17 protein-coding genes are annotated in these 13426 nt (G+C 44.5%); 12 read left to right on the top strand and 5 right to left on the bottom strand.

Features of this window, described 5'->3' with window-relative positions:
- Nucleotides 1–10: 10 nt before the first annotated feature.
- From mltB to lipA, 6 genes are all read left to right on the top strand, one after another.
- A complete protein-coding gene (mltB, locus tag CFF01_RS04735) occupies nt 11–964 on the top strand; it encodes a lytic murein transglycosylase B (protein ID WP_232479544.1) in 954 nt (317 codons plus the stop codon).
- Nucleotides 951–1745 (top strand): septal ring lytic transglycosylase RlpA family protein, encoded by a 795-nt coding sequence (locus tag CFF01_RS04730; RefSeq protein ID WP_033537320.1) that lies wholly within the window; start codon nt 951–953, stop codon nt 1743–1745. The genes mltB and CFF01_RS04730 overlap by 14 nt, the downstream gene beginning before the upstream one ends.
- 135 nt (nt 1746–1880) lie before the next feature.
- The gene (locus CFF01_RS04725; protein WP_033537319.1) at nt 1881–3053 is read left to right on the top strand and encodes a serine hydrolase; all 1173 of its coding nucleotides are present in this window, start codon (nt 1881–1883) and stop codon (nt 3051–3053) included.
- Between the two features lie 134 nt (nt 3054–3187).
- Nucleotides 3188–3454, top strand: coding sequence for a DUF493 family protein YbeD (gene ybeD / locus CFF01_RS04720; RefSeq protein ID WP_033537318.1), 267 nt, complete (start codon nt 3188–3190; stop codon nt 3452–3454).
- Nucleotides 3455–3550: 96 nt separating this feature from the next.
- Nucleotides 3551–4201: a lipoyl(octanoyl) transferase LipB gene (lipB, locus tag CFF01_RS04715; protein WP_033537317.1), complete on the top strand. Its 651-nt coding sequence runs from the start codon at nt 3551–3553 to the stop codon at nt 4199–4201.
- Between the two features lies 1 nt (nt 4202).
- Entirely contained in the window at nt 4203–5168 is a 966-nt protein-coding gene (gene lipA, locus CFF01_RS04710) for a lipoyl synthase (RefSeq protein ID WP_033537316.1), read from the top strand.
- 62 nt (nt 5169–5230) lie between these two features.
- Here the strand turns inward: lipA and rimI are convergent, their stop codons facing one another.
- Together rimI and CFF01_RS04700 are read right to left on the bottom strand one after the other, a co-directional pair.
- Complete coding sequence (gene rimI / locus CFF01_RS04705) at nt 5231–5674, bottom strand: ribosomal protein S18-alanine N-acetyltransferase (RefSeq protein ID WP_198387124.1); 444 nt, start codon at nt 5672–5674, stop codon at nt 5231–5233.
- Nucleotides 5671–6009, bottom strand: coding sequence for a DNA polymerase III subunit psi (locus CFF01_RS04700; protein ID WP_157704941.1), 339 nt, complete (start codon nt 6007–6009; stop codon nt 5671–5673). The genes rimI and CFF01_RS04700 overlap by 4 nt, the downstream gene beginning before the upstream one ends.
- Before the next feature lie 510 nt (nt 6010–6519).
- Here CFF01_RS04700 and CFF01_RS04695 point away from each other — a divergent pair.
- Nucleotides 6520–6798, top strand: a complete 279-nt coding sequence (locus CFF01_RS04695) for a hypothetical protein (protein ID WP_088904046.1) — start codon at nt 6520–6522, stop codon at nt 6796–6798.
- Between the two features lie 8 nt (nt 6799–6806).
- Nucleotides 6807–7208: a hypothetical protein gene (locus tag CFF01_RS04690; protein ID WP_088904045.1), complete on the top strand. Its 402-nt coding sequence runs from the start codon at nt 6807–6809 to the stop codon at nt 7206–7208.
- 188 nt (nt 7209–7396) lie between these two features.
- Here the strand turns inward: CFF01_RS04690 and CFF01_RS04685 are convergent, their stop codons facing one another.
- Nucleotides 7397–8053 carry an NAD(P)H-dependent oxidoreductase gene (locus tag CFF01_RS04685; RefSeq protein WP_088904044.1) on the bottom strand — a complete coding sequence of 219 codons (657 nt, stop codon included), beginning with the start codon at nt 8051–8053 and terminating at the stop codon, nt 7397–7399.
- A gap of 81 nt (nt 8054–8134) precedes the next feature.
- Here CFF01_RS04685 and CFF01_RS04680 point away from each other — a divergent pair, with 81 nt between their 5' ends.
- A complete protein-coding gene (locus CFF01_RS04680) occupies nt 8135–8446 on the top strand; it encodes a hypothetical protein (protein ID WP_088904043.1) in 312 nt (103 codons plus the stop codon).
- Between the two features lie 89 nt (nt 8447–8535).
- Here CFF01_RS04680 and CFF01_RS04675 read toward each other — a convergent pair whose 3' ends face one another.
- The gene (locus tag CFF01_RS04675) at nt 8536–9279 is read right to left on the bottom strand and encodes a putative quinol monooxygenase (RefSeq protein ID WP_088904042.1); all 744 of its coding nucleotides are present in this window, start codon (nt 9277–9279) and stop codon (nt 8536–8538) included.
- Nucleotides 9280–9667: 388 nt separating this feature from the next.
- On the opposite strand from CFF01_RS04675, the gene CFF01_RS04670 reads away from it, so the two are divergent.
- Nucleotides 9668–10540 carry a radical SAM protein gene (locus tag CFF01_RS04670; protein WP_088904041.1) on the top strand — a complete coding sequence of 291 codons (873 nt, stop codon included), beginning with the start codon at nt 9668–9670 and terminating at the stop codon, nt 10538–10540.
- 44 nt (nt 10541–10584) lie between these two features.
- Here CFF01_RS04670 and CFF01_RS04665 read toward each other — a convergent pair whose 3' ends face one another.
- Nucleotides 10585–11541 carry a LysR family transcriptional regulator gene (locus CFF01_RS04665; RefSeq protein WP_088904040.1) on the bottom strand — a complete coding sequence of 319 codons (957 nt, stop codon included), beginning with the start codon at nt 11539–11541 and terminating at the stop codon, nt 10585–10587.
- Nucleotides 11542–11865: 324 nt separating this feature from the next.
- On the opposite strand from CFF01_RS04665, the gene CFF01_RS04660 reads away from it, so the two are divergent.
- Entirely contained in the window at nt 11866–12174 is a 309-nt protein-coding gene (locus tag CFF01_RS04660) for a DUF1330 domain-containing protein (protein WP_088904039.1), read from the top strand.
- Between the two features lie 344 nt (nt 12175–12518).
- On the top strand, nt 12519–13415 hold the full coding sequence (locus tag CFF01_RS04655; RefSeq protein ID WP_088904038.1) for a LysR family transcriptional regulator: 897 nt from the start codon (nt 12519–12521) through the stop codon (nt 13413–13415).
- The last annotated feature ends 11 nt before the right edge of the window (nt 13416–13426 follow it).

The following is a 13426-nucleotide window of genomic DNA, read 5'->3' as shown; positions in this document are numbered from 1 at the left end:
CGCCACTTTACTGGCCCATGCCGATAACAAAGTCATCCCTCAAGACGGCGATATTAGTCAGCTCAAGGCCGACTTTATCGTAAAGCAACGCGCAGCTGGCTTTACCCAGGCTGAGATAGACAAGTTTCTTGGCAGCGCCCAGTACAACCAAAAGGTCATCGATGCCATCACCACCCCGTGGGAGGCTAAGCCCTGGTATCAGTATCATCCCATCTTTCTGACCGATAAGCGTCTCGCCAAAGGACTAACCTTTTGGCAGACCTATGATGAGGCGATCGCCAAGGCCGCAAAAACCTATCAGGTAGATCCAGAGATCATAGTGGCCATTATCGGGATCGAAACCTTCTATGGTGGCTACATGGGAACCTACCCTGTCATCGACGCCCTTTACACCTTAGGTTTTCACTACACGCCCCGCGCCGACTTCTTCCGCAAAGAGCTGGCGCAGTTGCAGTCCTTAGTCAAAGAGGAACGCCTGGACCTCGCCGAACTCAAAGGTTCCTACGCGGGTGCCATGGGTTATGGCCAGTTTATTCCCTCGAGCTATCGTCACTACGCGGTAGACTTCAGCGGTGATGGCCGCCGGGATCTGCTTGGCGATCCGCTCGATGCTATTGGCAGTGTTGCCAACTACTTTCACCAGCATGGCTGGCAAAAGGGCGCCTTGGTGACCCTACCGCTGACCACGCACCAGCTGCCTGCCCACTTAAAGACCTGGTCAGGTGAAAAGCTCTCTTACAAGGTGGCCGATATCCTGTCACCAACCATTGCCCTGGCGCAGAATGTCGATTTAGATGTGCAGCAACCAGCGCTCCTGGTAGAACTGGTGCAAGAAGACCGCAACGATTACTGGCTGGGACTGAACAACTTTTATGTCATCACCCGCTATAACCGCAGCCCGCTCTACGCCATGGCGGTTTATCAATTTAGCCAACAACTAAAAGAAGCTTATGCGAACCAGTAAAGGCCTCCCCCTACTGACCTTAGTCCTGCTATTAATCGTTGCGGGATGTTCATCTCAGAGCGGCAGCCGTTATAAGATTGCCGACGATTTGGCACCTAAAGATGCACCCGATGTCTCTAAGGTGGAGGATGCACACCCCAAGTTTGAACCCTATAGTCGTGGCGGCAACCGTAAAGAGTATACCGTCTTAGGTAAGACCTACCGGGTTCTCGACTCAGGCAAAGGCTATCAGAAGACAGGTATCGCCTCCTGGTACGGTGCCAAGTTTCATGGTCACCTTACCTCGAATGGCGAAACCTATGATATGTACTCCATGTCTGCAGCGCACAAGACGTTGCCGCTGCCCAGCTATGTCAAAGTGACGAATCTTGCCAATGACAAGACCGTCATAGTGCGGGTAAATGATCGCGGTCCTTTCCATGACAATCGGGTCATCGATCTCTCCTACGCCGCCGCTCATCGTCTGGATATGCTCAAGACGGGCACCGCCAAGGTGAAGCTTGAGGTGATTTATATCGAAAACCCAGAGTCGGTTGCACTGGCGGCGCTCAAAAATACCAAACTTCACTATGTGCAGGTGATCGCCTCATCCGATAAAGGGCGTATCGATCATCTGGCGCAAACCTTGGCCGACCAATACCAGGTCAAGACCCGCATACAACAAAACGGCAATCTCTACCGCTTACAACTTGGCCCTATAGGCCGCCAACAGATCGCCGCCCAGCTGCATCAAACCCTGCAGCAAAACGGTTATCCCCAAAGCTATCTGGTGACCGAATAACATCACCACCCTAAATCAGTGAGCTTTTCCGTAAGATTAAGGAACCTTCACTGATTTCGGTGGTCGACTAATGTTATACTCGCCCGACATAGCGCCCAAATTTTTGCATTCAACCAAAAGACGTGCCTTGAAAATATGAAATTATTGAATCACAGCTTCAAAACACTGCTCCTTGTCTCCTCACTCTCCTTTACGGCGGCCAACGCGGCACCCGTTGTTACGCCAGATGCACCCAAGGTAGCGGCAAAAGCCTTTATCCTGATGGATTACAACTCAGGACAGATCATCGCCGAAGAGAATGCCTACGAGAGCCTCAACCCCGCCAGTCTGACCAAGATGATGACCAGCTACGTGATAGGTCATGAGATCAAGGTAGGTAACATCTCACCTGAAGATAAGGTCACCATCAGCAAGAACGCCTGGTCGAAAAACTTCCCTGACTCTTCCAAGATGTTTATCGAGGTGGGTAAGCAGGTATCAGTAGACGATCTTAACCGCGGCATCATCATTCAATCAGGCAACGATGCCTGTGTGGCCATGGCCGAGCACATTGCCGGTACAGAAGATGGCTTTGTCGACCTAATGAACTCCTGGGCCAAACAGCTGGGCATGCGTGACAGCTACTTCGAGAACTCTCACGGCTTAGACTCTGAAAACCACAAGACGACTGCCTACGACATGGCACTGCTGGGCGCGGCGCTGATCCGCGATGTTCCTGAGGAATACCGCGTCTATTCAGAAAAATCTTTTACCTTTAACGGCATCAAGCAATATAACCGTAACGGTCTGCTGTGGGATAAGAGCCTAAACGTCGACGGTATCAAGACGGGCCACACCTCAGGAGCCGGTTACAACCTAGTGACCTCTGCCACTAAAGATGGCATGCGCTTGGTATCTGTGGTTATGGGTACCGCCAGCGAGTCTGCACGTAAAGCTGAAAGTAAAAAACTGCTGAACTATGGTTTCCGCTTCTTCGAAACGATCACGCCTTACAAGGCAGGTGATAGCTTTGTGACGCAGAAGATCTGGTATGGCGACAGAGAGTCGGTGGACTTAGGCGTTATTACCGATACCCCTATTACCATCAATCGTGGTCAGGCCAAAAACCTGGAAGCCAACTATGAGCTAAACAAAGAGCTGACCGCGCCAATCGCCAAAGGCGAAACCGTGGGCCGCATCTACTTCCAGCTTAACGGCAAAGATATCGCCCAGTTCCCACTGGTTACCCTGCAAGAGGTCAATGAAGGTAGTTGGTTTAGCAAGCTCATGGACTACTTTAAGCAGATGTTTGCCAGCTGGTTTAGCTAAAAACACCTGGGGTTAACGCCCCTATATTAAAAAGTCACCTAAGGGTGGCTTTTTTGTTTTTAGCCTCCGAGGGTTGAATTAGGTATAATGCCCCCCATTTTATAGCCATTAGATTGGGCAAGAGATATACCGTTATGTTAGACACCAAATTTCATGAACTTTTAGAGTTCCCAGCCGCCTTCCCCTTCAAAGTGGTGGGTGATGCCAGAGACAACCTCGCCGATGACGTAGTGGGTGTGGTTCAACGCCACGTGCCTGGCGACTATATGCCGACGTCTAAAGCATCAAGTAAAGGCACCTATCACTCTATTACCATCAAGGTGACCGTCCACAGCAAAGAACAGATCGAACTGCTCTACATAGAGTTAGCGGCCATCGAAGGGGTGAAACGCGTCCTGTAAAACGCCTTCACCCAAGTTCGAAATGTGATCTGTCTTACATTTCTTGATTTCGCGCGTATAATAAGCGCACTTTAATCCTGAGGGGAGAGGTTGCCCTTGAAAGATACGGTTTTACATATTCGCCATCTTGGACGCCAAGATTACGAATCGGTATGGCATGCCATGCAGGACTATACCGATAATCGCGATGAAAACAGCCAAGATGAACTTTGGATCGTAGAACATCCTCCGGTTTTCACTCAAGGCCAAGCGGGTAAGAGTGAGCATATTCTTAATCCCGGCGATATTCCCGTCATTCAAGTCGACCGTGGTGGCCAAGTGACCTACCACGGCCCAGGGCAACTGGTGGCCTACCCGCTGCTGGACATTAAGCGCCTCAAAATAGGCGTACGCCAACTGGTGACCGATATCGAGCAGAGTATCGTCAATATGCTCGCCCTATATGATATCCAAGCCTACCCCAAGGCCGATGCGCCCGGCGTCTATGTCGATGAGCGTAAGATCGCCTCTCTGGGTCTGAGGATACGTAAAGGCTGCTCCTTCCATGGCCTAGCGCTTAACGTCGATATGGATATGTCTCCTTTTCAACGCATCAACCCCTGCGGCTATGCTGGATTAGAGATGATCCAATGCAAAGCTCTCAACGGGCCCCAGAGCGTCGAAGAAGCTGGCGAAAAACTGATACAAACCTTTAGCCAAGAATTGGGCTATCAACATCTAGAACATCATCAAGGGTTAACAGACTAATATGACTAGGCCTGAAAGATTACAACCTGGAGTCAAGCTACGCGATGCTGAAAAGGTATCTCGTATTCCGGTCAAAGTCGTGCCTTCCGAGCGCGAAACCATGCTACGCAAACCCGATTGGTTGAGAGTAAAACTGCCAGCGTCAAATCAGCGTATCGTCGACATCAAGCAGGCACTGCGTAAAAACGGTCTGCACTCTGTCTGTGAAGAAGCATCTTGCCCTAACCTGGCTGAGTGTTTTAACCATGGTACGGCGACCTTCATGATCTTAGGTGCGATCTGCACCCGCCGCTGCCCTTTCTGTGATGTGGCCCATGGTCGTCCGCTGAAACCCGATGCAGAAGAGCCGGTTAAACTAGCGCAAACAATCAAAGACATGAAGCTTAAGTATGTGGTGATCACCTCAGTGGATCGTGACGATCTGCGTGACGGTGGTGCACAGCATTTTGCTGACTGTATCCGCGAGATCCGTAAGCTCAACCCAGAGATCAAGATTGAGATCTTAGTGCCCGATTTCAGAGGCCGTATCGACGCCGCCTTGGAGATCCTGGCTACCGAGCCACCCGATGTCTTCAACCACAACCTGGAAACCGCACCTAAGCATTATCGTAAGGCGCGACCAGGGGCAAACTACCAATGGTCACTGGATCTGCTGAAGAAATTCAAGGAACAACACCCACATATTCCGACTAAATCGGGCTTGATGATGGGACTGGGCGAAACCAACGAAGAGATCGCCGAGGTACTGCGTGACCTACGTGCCCATAATGTTGAGATGCTGACACTCGGTCAATACCTACAGCCCTCTAAATTCCACCTGCCGGTTGAACGTTACGTACCGCCAGCTGAGTTTGATGAACTGAGAGAGTTTGCTGAAGAGATTGGCTTTACCCATGCAGCCTGTGGACCTATGGTACGCTCTAGCTACCATGCCGACCTTCAGGCTCAGGGAAAAGAAGTTAAGTAATTCTGCATTACCTCTACACAAAAATAGCGCCAAATGGCGCTATTTTTATATCTAAGATCTATCTAAAACAAGAGCTCCATCAAGATGGCATCCTCTTTACCTTGTTCCAGCTGGTAATAGTTAGGGCGCATCCCTGTCTGAACAAAGCCCATTTGGCGATATAAGGCGATAGCCCGTTCATTAGAGGCCCTTACCTCTAACATCATACGTTCGGCTCCCTGGGTCGCTGCCAGCTCGATTAATGCCTCCGTGAGACGCTTGCCTAAACCTTGTCCCTGAGAAGTGGGTCTGACACAGATATCCATCAAGGTGGCATCTTCAAAGAGTTGATGCAAAATGGCAAACCCTATGAGCTCCTCATCATCGAACAGGCCGATAACATGGTAGAAACGCCCAAAACAGGTCTCAAGGTTGGTCAAAGACATTGGGAAACGATGACAGACGCTCTCCAGCTCATGTAAAAGCGGAGCCTGTTCTCGATTAAGGGTTTTCAGCGCTAAGGTCATTGGGCATTTGCCTCCCATATCGCCTGCCACAAAGCACGTTTGGCCTTGCTCTGCTGCTCTAAAACCGCCAAAGGCGCCGAGCTAATGACACAAGCCACCTTAGGTAATCTGACACTGCGCATATCCCAAAATACCTCTTTAGTACCGCTCAAGGTATCGCTGATGACCACCTGCTTTTCCTGTTCAGGAAAGAGTGTCAACACTTGGCGTATAATAGGGTGCTCGGCTGAAACACTTGCGCCCCTGTCTACCAAGATCGGATAAAGGGGGAGATCAGCACCTTTCTCTACCCAACGGGTAATGCCCATAGCATCTAAATATGCACTTCTTTCCAAGTCGCCTCCCGACAAAAATCATCCCCATAAGGATACCCCTTGGCACTACCTATGTCACTGTACGTAAATAATCAGGGAGGGTGAGTGAAATGATAAAGCTTAGAAAAGCAAAAAGCCGTTCATTTCTGAACGGCTTTTCTAGAATGTGGCAGGGGTGGCAGGACTCGAACCCGCAACCATCGGTTTTGGAGACCGCTGTCAAAACCAATAAAATCAATATCTTAATTTGAAGTCGTAGAAAATAAACCACCGATTTTAGAGCTATAACAGCTTGATTTCCCTTATTGTACGATTTTATTTTCTACCGCTTTTAAACAGATAAATCGCATAAAAATGGAAGTTCCCCCTCAACATTAACGCTAACGCCATGAAAAAAATTATTTTGACAAAAAAGATGAGTTAAGCGCCTCCTCAGTAGTGCAACCATTCTAGTGCTCCAAAATTTGCCCACACAGATACTACTTAGTGTTGCGGCTAAATCTGTCGTCACTAACCTTTTAAGGAGTACCTATGAAAAACAACACTATCGCTCTTCAGCTCATCAGACTAAGAGGCATCATTAAACAACTTTATAAAGTGATAAACATAGAGCTTGAAAACGTTAGCGATGTTCAACTCGGACTACTTGCTGAACAGGAATTTCTGCTCTACTCGGTTGAATCATACCTTGGCAAAAATGGCTTGAATGAAATTGAATGCGAACTTGTTTTGGAGTTCTTGTATCAATTCTTAATTAATATGCCACTAACGAACCTAGCTACTGAAGAGGACACATCATCCATTAACTAGGAGAAGCCATGAGCACCAACAAGTCACTATTCATTAGAGAATATCAAAGGAAATCGAAAAGTCCCTGGGATGACCACTGCACAGTTCTTTTGCTAGCTGAACAGCAAGGAGATATTCAAGGAACAATTGAACTAAGTTTTGGACAATACATCTACCAGCATAGGGATTCAGCAGGAAGAATTTTAGGTATCAGCGTTAGCAAGTCTATCCTAGAGGACTTTCCAGAGTTCACTTGCCAATATCTTGAGGGCACAGATATGTACATCATTCTCCTCTTGCTAAAGGAAGAGATCAGAACTTTCTGTAACTTGTTCAAACATGAGTTTTTGGAACTATACGGCCTCTATCCTAATGAGTATTTCGACCAAGCGGAGCAACACTGGGCAGACAGGTTAAATGATGACTTGTAACACCTACTAGCGAGCCAATTGGCTCGCTTTTAATAGATCACTTATACAGAAAATTTTACAGTCTACAAAAACACATATGAATCACCACGACCTCATTCAGTGTTGATTTAACTAAACAGGCAAACTGTCAATAACAAGAAAAGCATCAACAGATTGCCTTTACATGAAACGAAAAGCTACATCTAAATTTATAGAGTTGTAATCACGTCATCTAATGACAAACGCGCCTTTGGTAAACCGTAATTATAGTCTTCACCCTCTTTATGGTAGCCAATTGCTAACGCCACTTCACAGACATGACCATCTAATTCTTCTTTAAACTCTTCACCAATTAATAGTGAATCCACCCCTTCCATAGGCGTAGAATCAATACCTAAGCGAGCCAACGTGTGTAACAAGTTGCCCAAAGCGATATAAACCTGAGCTTTTGTCCAGGTACCGTTATATCCTACGTCATCTGTATTGGCTTCAGCAAAAGCGTATGCTCCCATAAAAGTGTTATACATCTCCGCAGGGAGATGGCCTGATGTAACTTCAGCATCCACACGTTTAGCGTATTTTTCTTTAGTAAATTTTGGATCGTAAGCCAATAAGATAGTATGCGAAGCTGCTTTCGCATGTGGTTGATTGAACTGATGAACATTTGCAAAAGTGTTGTGAAATCTGTGCTTGGCATCATCACTTTCGATGACAATAAATTTCCAAGGCTGAGAATTGATAGATGATGCCGATAAACGAATTGCTTCTTTAATAACAACCATATCTTCGTGAGAGATTCGCTTCTCTGCATCATATTTTTTTGTTGTATAACGCTTATTCAGATCTTTGATAATTTGATGAGACATTAGCCATCCCCATTTCAGTCAGTAAAAAAACCACTTAATTAAAAGTAATGCAAGCTTCGGAATGGCGGCCATGATATCAATTTGAAACAGATTGATAACTCACCACTTTCCACAATCACTTTATGGTTTTCATTGAAAATTAAACAAGCATTGCAGTGGCATAGTGAAGTAGTGGCGGCTCAAGTTTCTTATGGTATTACAGTTGGAGATATTCAAGTAGGAGAAAACATTATAGTCCATGATGCACTTGCACAAGATTTCACAATGGCACATGGGAAATGCTTTGACAACGATATTGAAGCTTTCATATCGCCGCACAGTGATACGTACGATGATTCAATAAACAGCAGAATTATTGCCGTGATAAAGAACATAATAAGCAAAAACAGCTGAACAAAACTGTATGTTTTTCCTAGTAAAAGCATCTCCTAACTAGAAGATGCTTTAATGCTCTTAACTTCTATGTATAGCTAAACAATGACTTACTTGGCAAAACCTCCTAGAGGCTTTAGCAGTAAAGGTGACAAAGCCGAATGCTTTTCACGTAATTCCTCAGGGAGATCACCAAGGTGAACCATACGAGTTGGCGTTGCAGCAGCTATCCAGCGCTCAGCATGATCATCCCAGTTTTGAATATGGATATATGATGATTCTAAATCTTTAAAACGCTCGTAAACGAGAATGTCACCTTCATCTGACATGTAGTATTGGTAGTTAAGGGTACCCTCTTCTGTTTTTGCACGCTCTACCTGTGAATTCATCACCTCTTTGAATGCTTCAAGTTGGCCTTCATTAAGCTTTGCCTCGACAATCCAACCAAAGTTTTCAAAAGTAGTTGTACCATCTTGTCGCTTTATCTCACTAGGTTCGATCTCTTCGCGAGCAAAACCACCTAAAGGTTTAAACCATAGTGGAGAAAGTGCTGAATGGCGTTTACGAACATCCTCAGGTAATTCACCAAGATGAAGCATACGAGTTGGGGTAGCAGCAGCCATCCAACGTGCCGCATGGTCGTCCCAGTTTTCAATATGCTCATGCGATGATTGCGGATCAACAAAGCGCTCATAAACTAAAATGTCACCATCTTCTGACATATAGTACTGATAGTTAAGCGTGCCAGTTTCGGTCAAAGCACGGTTTATTTGAGAGTTCATAACTTCTTTGAAGCGTTCTAATTCACCTTCATTTAATTTCGCTTCAACTATCCAGCCATTGTTTACAAACATAATTCTTCTCCAATTTACTTAGTAAGTTGCATTCTACTCATTTAGCGAAAATGGACGGCCATAACCAAACCTCTCCATACATAAGCTACACAAAGGGGAATGCGCTGTCGCTGAAGCTAATTTATTAGAGAACATTCGAGCAAACAATATAACAAAGCAGTGAAACACCATATACAAAAAGCATAAACTAACGCAAAAATTTAAAAACATAAAAAACATAAAAAAACAAGTAAGATGATAATAAAAATTAAACACAATAATATACAAAACAAATAAACTGATTAATAAGCAACACCTATTATCAAGACCACTGCGCTTTGTTAATCTTGCTCGTATATTTTGACAAGCGAAAATCATAACACTCGTACAGTCAGCTGGAGAAATAAGAATGCAATATGAAGGCAAGATTTACCGTCCGTGGACAGAAGCGCGTAGCATTCTGATACAAACAACACTTGGCTGTAGCATAAATACCTGCACTTTTTGTAACATGTTTGATGACAAGCGTTTCAAGGTGCGTGACATCAATGATGTATTTCAGGATATCGCTCAGGCACGTGCTTATTATCCTTTTGTTGAGTCTATCTTTTTAATAGATGGTAATGTAATGGCAGCACGTACAGATTATTTGCTACAAATTCTCGACAAATTGAAAAACACTTTTCCTGAAGTGAAAAGGATATCAATGTACAGTGGTTTAAACGACTTTAGACGTAAAACAGTGTCTGAACTTAAAGAGATCAAAGATGCAGGGTTAGACATGTGTTACTCAGGTTTAGAATCTGGAGACCCAATCGTACTTGAACGCATCAAAAAACGAATGACGGCTGAACAAGCAATTGAGGGTATGAGCATGGCGAAAGAAGCTGGCATACGAACACTACTGTCCTTTATTTTAGGATTAGGTGGACGAGAACGCTCTAGCGAACATATTGAAGCAACCACTGCAGTTCTCAACGTTACACAACCAGAGGAAATTGCTCCTATGGCATTAGCTCTACAACCTGGAACCTTGATGGAGCAAGAGGTACAACGTGGTGAATTTATAATGCCGACTCAAATGCAAGTGTTAATGGAAGAAAAGTACTTACTTGAAAACCTTAACATCGACACATACTATTGGGGAGATCACGGAAACAACTTAGTGCCACAAAAAGGCTATCTAATAAACTCGCGAAAGCAGTTTTTAGCAAACCTCAATCTAGCTATCGCAGCAAATCCGCTAGCACAAGACAAAATAATTCAAACCTACGCTTGGTAATCACTATTAGCGCAACGTAGGCCTTCAGTTAATGAAGGCCTCTTCTACTTACCAGTTACACCTTTCCTAGATTCTAAATTCATTTTCTCTTTAATCTCCGTAGTGGAATAGTCATTCCAATCAGGTGTTCTTCCAAAGTAATCAATGAAGAAATCAATAAATGCTCTCACTTTTGGGGCCAGTAAACGTGAGCTTGGATATACTGCCCAAATAGCTGAATCGGTAATCAGTGGGTATTCTGCTAAAATAGGAACTAACTCTCCTCGTTTTAACTCCTTGTGGCAACACCATATTGAGCTAACTGCAAGCCCAAGACCTTGAACACAAGCATCACGAACCGCTTCACCATTGTCAGCCTTAAACTCCCCTTGAGCTCTAACACTAATCGGGCCTTCTGGTGTAGCAAATATCCAATTATCAAATTCACTAAAATTAACAAACTGATGACTTGCAACTTCTAATGGGTGAGAGGGAACCCCATGCGCCTCCAAATAACTTGGCGCTGCACATAGAATACGCTTATCTTCCGCAAGTTTACGAGCAACTAAAGTAGAATCCTTAAGCTCTGCATTTCGAATTGCCAAATCAAAGCCACCCTCAACCAGATCAATAATTGAATCCGACATTCTGAAATCAACTTTGAGGGTTGGATATGCTTTCATAAAGGCTTTAATAGCGGGAATAAGGTATAGCCGCCCAAATGATGCCGGAGCCGAAATACGCAACACACCACTAGGTGTATGACTTCCTACACCAACAGATGCACATGCTGCATCGATGCTTTCAATAACATTTTCAGCATGTGGAAGAAAAGCTAGCCCTTCTTCAGTCAGAGAAACCTTGCGAGTAGTTCTGTGTACTAAACGGACTCCCAATCCTGTTTCAAGCTTATTGATATAAGAGCTTGCCACGGCAGGCGATAATCCCAACTCTTGCCCTGCAGAGCTTATATTGTGAGTAACGGCAAGGCGAACAAACAGCTTTACATGCTCAACATTCATAATATTAACGACCCCTAATATTACCCCTCCCAAAAGCCGCTACATTCATCACGAAGAACGAACGAACAACATTGGATAATGTCATCTCTCTGAATTTAAAAATTCTGAGCCTTTCTACTCATTCTATTTAATATAAAACAAAAACAATAAGCGCAACACGAACTTATTATATACATTATCTATAAAATGTTTATTGAATCTTCGATATTGTTGAAAAATTGGTAGGGCGTTAAATTTAATTCTACAACACGGGATTACTAGCCATCCCAACTATCGCTCAAGTGGGCAGTTAGCTTCTCACAGATGAAAACGAAGGAATAAACTATGTCTAATAAGTATTACTCAGTACTAGAAGTAACTCCAACCAGTCAAGACTGGATCTCTGATTACATAGGCACCGCAAACAAACTTGTGACCAAATACGGTGGAAAATACTTAGCTAGAACAAATAGCCATGAACGTCTTGAAGGCGACAGAGAAGATCCCGCACTACGAATCGTTATCGAGTGGCCATCTCGCCAAGCCGCCATTGATTTTATGAATGATCCTGAGTATGTTCCACACCTCAGAGCTCGTACCGCAGGGTCAGTAAGCCATCATGGATTAGTCGAAGCAAAAGACGATCTTGCATAGCTATAAAAGAAATTAGAAACGCTGGCCCTTTTTCGGCCAGCGTTTCATCATCTAACCAAATTAACAACCCCACCCTATGCGCTATCGTTTACACCTAACGGTAAGATCCCAGAAAAATTTAAACAACCTCATTTTGGACTCGCCCCAGAATCCTAGACATTTTAAGGCCTCATTTTGAGGTATTAGGGTGTCAATGAAATACGGGCCATTCCAGCCACAACAAAAAGCTAGTTAGTCACTACAAAAAGCAGCCTCAACTAAGCTACCATTAGGCGATGACATAACTTACCCTGATTCTAAGAATTTTACCTCAACGGTAAAGCAAAGTAGATAAAAGGAACACTATGAACATCGAACATCTAAGACTCTTTGTTAGAATTGCCTCGACGTTTAACATCAGCTCAGCGGGAAATGAGCTGGGATTATCACCCGCTGTCGCCAGTTCTCATATGAACAAACTTGAAGAAGCGCTTGGTGTTAGATTGATTAATAGAACTACTCGAAAAGTTTCATTAACTAATGAAGGCGAAACCTTTTTGCCTCATGCAGAGGAAATACTGGCTAGCATTGAAACTGCTCGTTCAGCTGTAGGCAGTGGAAGTATAACACCACACGGTACTCTAAGAGTTACTGCGCCAGCTTCATTTGGTCGCATGCATATTATCCCAAACCTTAAGGGTTTTTTAGACAACAATCCCATGATAAAGGTTGAACTAAGGTTCAGCGACAACGTTATTGATATTATTGAAGGTGGGTTCGATATTGCTATCAGAGATGCTGCATTAAATGATTCATCCTTAAAGGCACGAAAGCTTTGTGGTGACGATCGAAAACTTGTTGCTGCACCGAGTTATTTAAAAAAATGCGGGGAACCACGAACTCCTGAAGATTTATATCGGCACACTTTTATTAATCTAATGGGGATGAATACCTGGGTGTTTAGAACACCTAATGGCCATATAAATATTAAAACAAACAGTGTCGTAAAGGTAGATAACGGTGAAGCTGTGAGAGATGCCTGCGTAGCGGGGCTGGGCATCGCAGTTTCTTCCACATGGTGCTCCTACGAAAAGCTAAGAACTGGTGAGCTTGTAGAAATTCTGTCAGACTATCCCATAGAAAGCACAACTGCCATATGGGCTCTCTATCCATCTTCTCGATTTCTCGCCCCGAAAGTTCGTGCTTTTATCGATTACTTTGCAAACCTCTTCAGTTCAAGTCAAAATTGGAATTGTTCTTAAATTTCCATCGA

Source organism: Shewanella marisflavi (assembly GCF_002215585.1).
Taxonomy (GTDB): Bacteria; Pseudomonadota; Gammaproteobacteria; order Enterobacterales; family Shewanellaceae; genus Shewanella; species Shewanella marisflavi.
Note: the sequence above shows the minus strand (reverse complement) of the source record. Positions and strands in the feature narration are given on the sequence as shown.

Excerpts from the sequence above, each read along its gene's own strand:
- CFF01_RS04730 (WP_033537320.1), top strand. The coding sequence starts at position 951 with ATGCGAACCAGTAAAGGCCTCCCCCTACTGACCTTAGTCCTGCTATTA.
- CFF01_RS04725 (WP_033537319.1), top strand. The coding sequence starts at position 1,881 with ATGAAATTATTGAATCACAGCTTCAAAACACTGCTCCTTGTCTCCTCA.
- ybeD (WP_033537318.1), top strand. The coding sequence starts at position 3,188 with ATGTTAGACACCAAATTTCATGAACTTTTAGAGTTCCCAGCCGCCTTC.
- lipA (WP_033537316.1), top strand. The coding sequence starts at position 4,203 with ATGACTAGGCCTGAAAGATTACAACCTGGAGTCAAGCTACGCGATGCT.
- rimI (WP_198387124.1), bottom strand. The coding sequence starts at position 5,674 with ATGACCTTAGCGCTGAAAACCCTTAATCGAGAACAGGCTCCGCTTTTA.
- CFF01_RS04695 (WP_088904046.1), top strand. The coding sequence starts at position 6,520 with ATGAAAAACAACACTATCGCTCTTCAGCTCATCAGACTAAGAGGCATC.
- CFF01_RS04690 (WP_088904045.1), top strand. The coding sequence starts at position 6,807 with ATGAGCACCAACAAGTCACTATTCATTAGAGAATATCAAAGGAAATCG.
- CFF01_RS04685 (WP_088904044.1), bottom strand. The coding sequence starts at position 8,053 with ATGTCTCATCAAATTATCAAAGATCTGAATAAGCGTTATACAACAAAA.
- CFF01_RS04675 (WP_088904042.1), bottom strand. The coding sequence starts at position 9,279 with ATGTTTGTAAACAATGGCTGGATAGTTGAAGCGAAATTAAATGAAGGT.
- CFF01_RS04670 (WP_088904041.1), top strand. The coding sequence starts at position 9,668 with ATGCAATATGAAGGCAAGATTTACCGTCCGTGGACAGAAGCGCGTAGC.
- CFF01_RS04665 (WP_088904040.1), bottom strand. The coding sequence starts at position 11,541 with ATGAATGTTGAGCATGTAAAGCTGTTTGTTCGCCTTGCCGTTACTCAC.
- CFF01_RS04660 (WP_088904039.1), top strand. The coding sequence starts at position 11,866 with ATGTCTAATAAGTATTACTCAGTACTAGAAGTAACTCCAACCAGTCAA.
- CFF01_RS04655 (WP_088904038.1), top strand. The coding sequence starts at position 12,519 with ATGAACATCGAACATCTAAGACTCTTTGTTAGAATTGCCTCGACGTTT.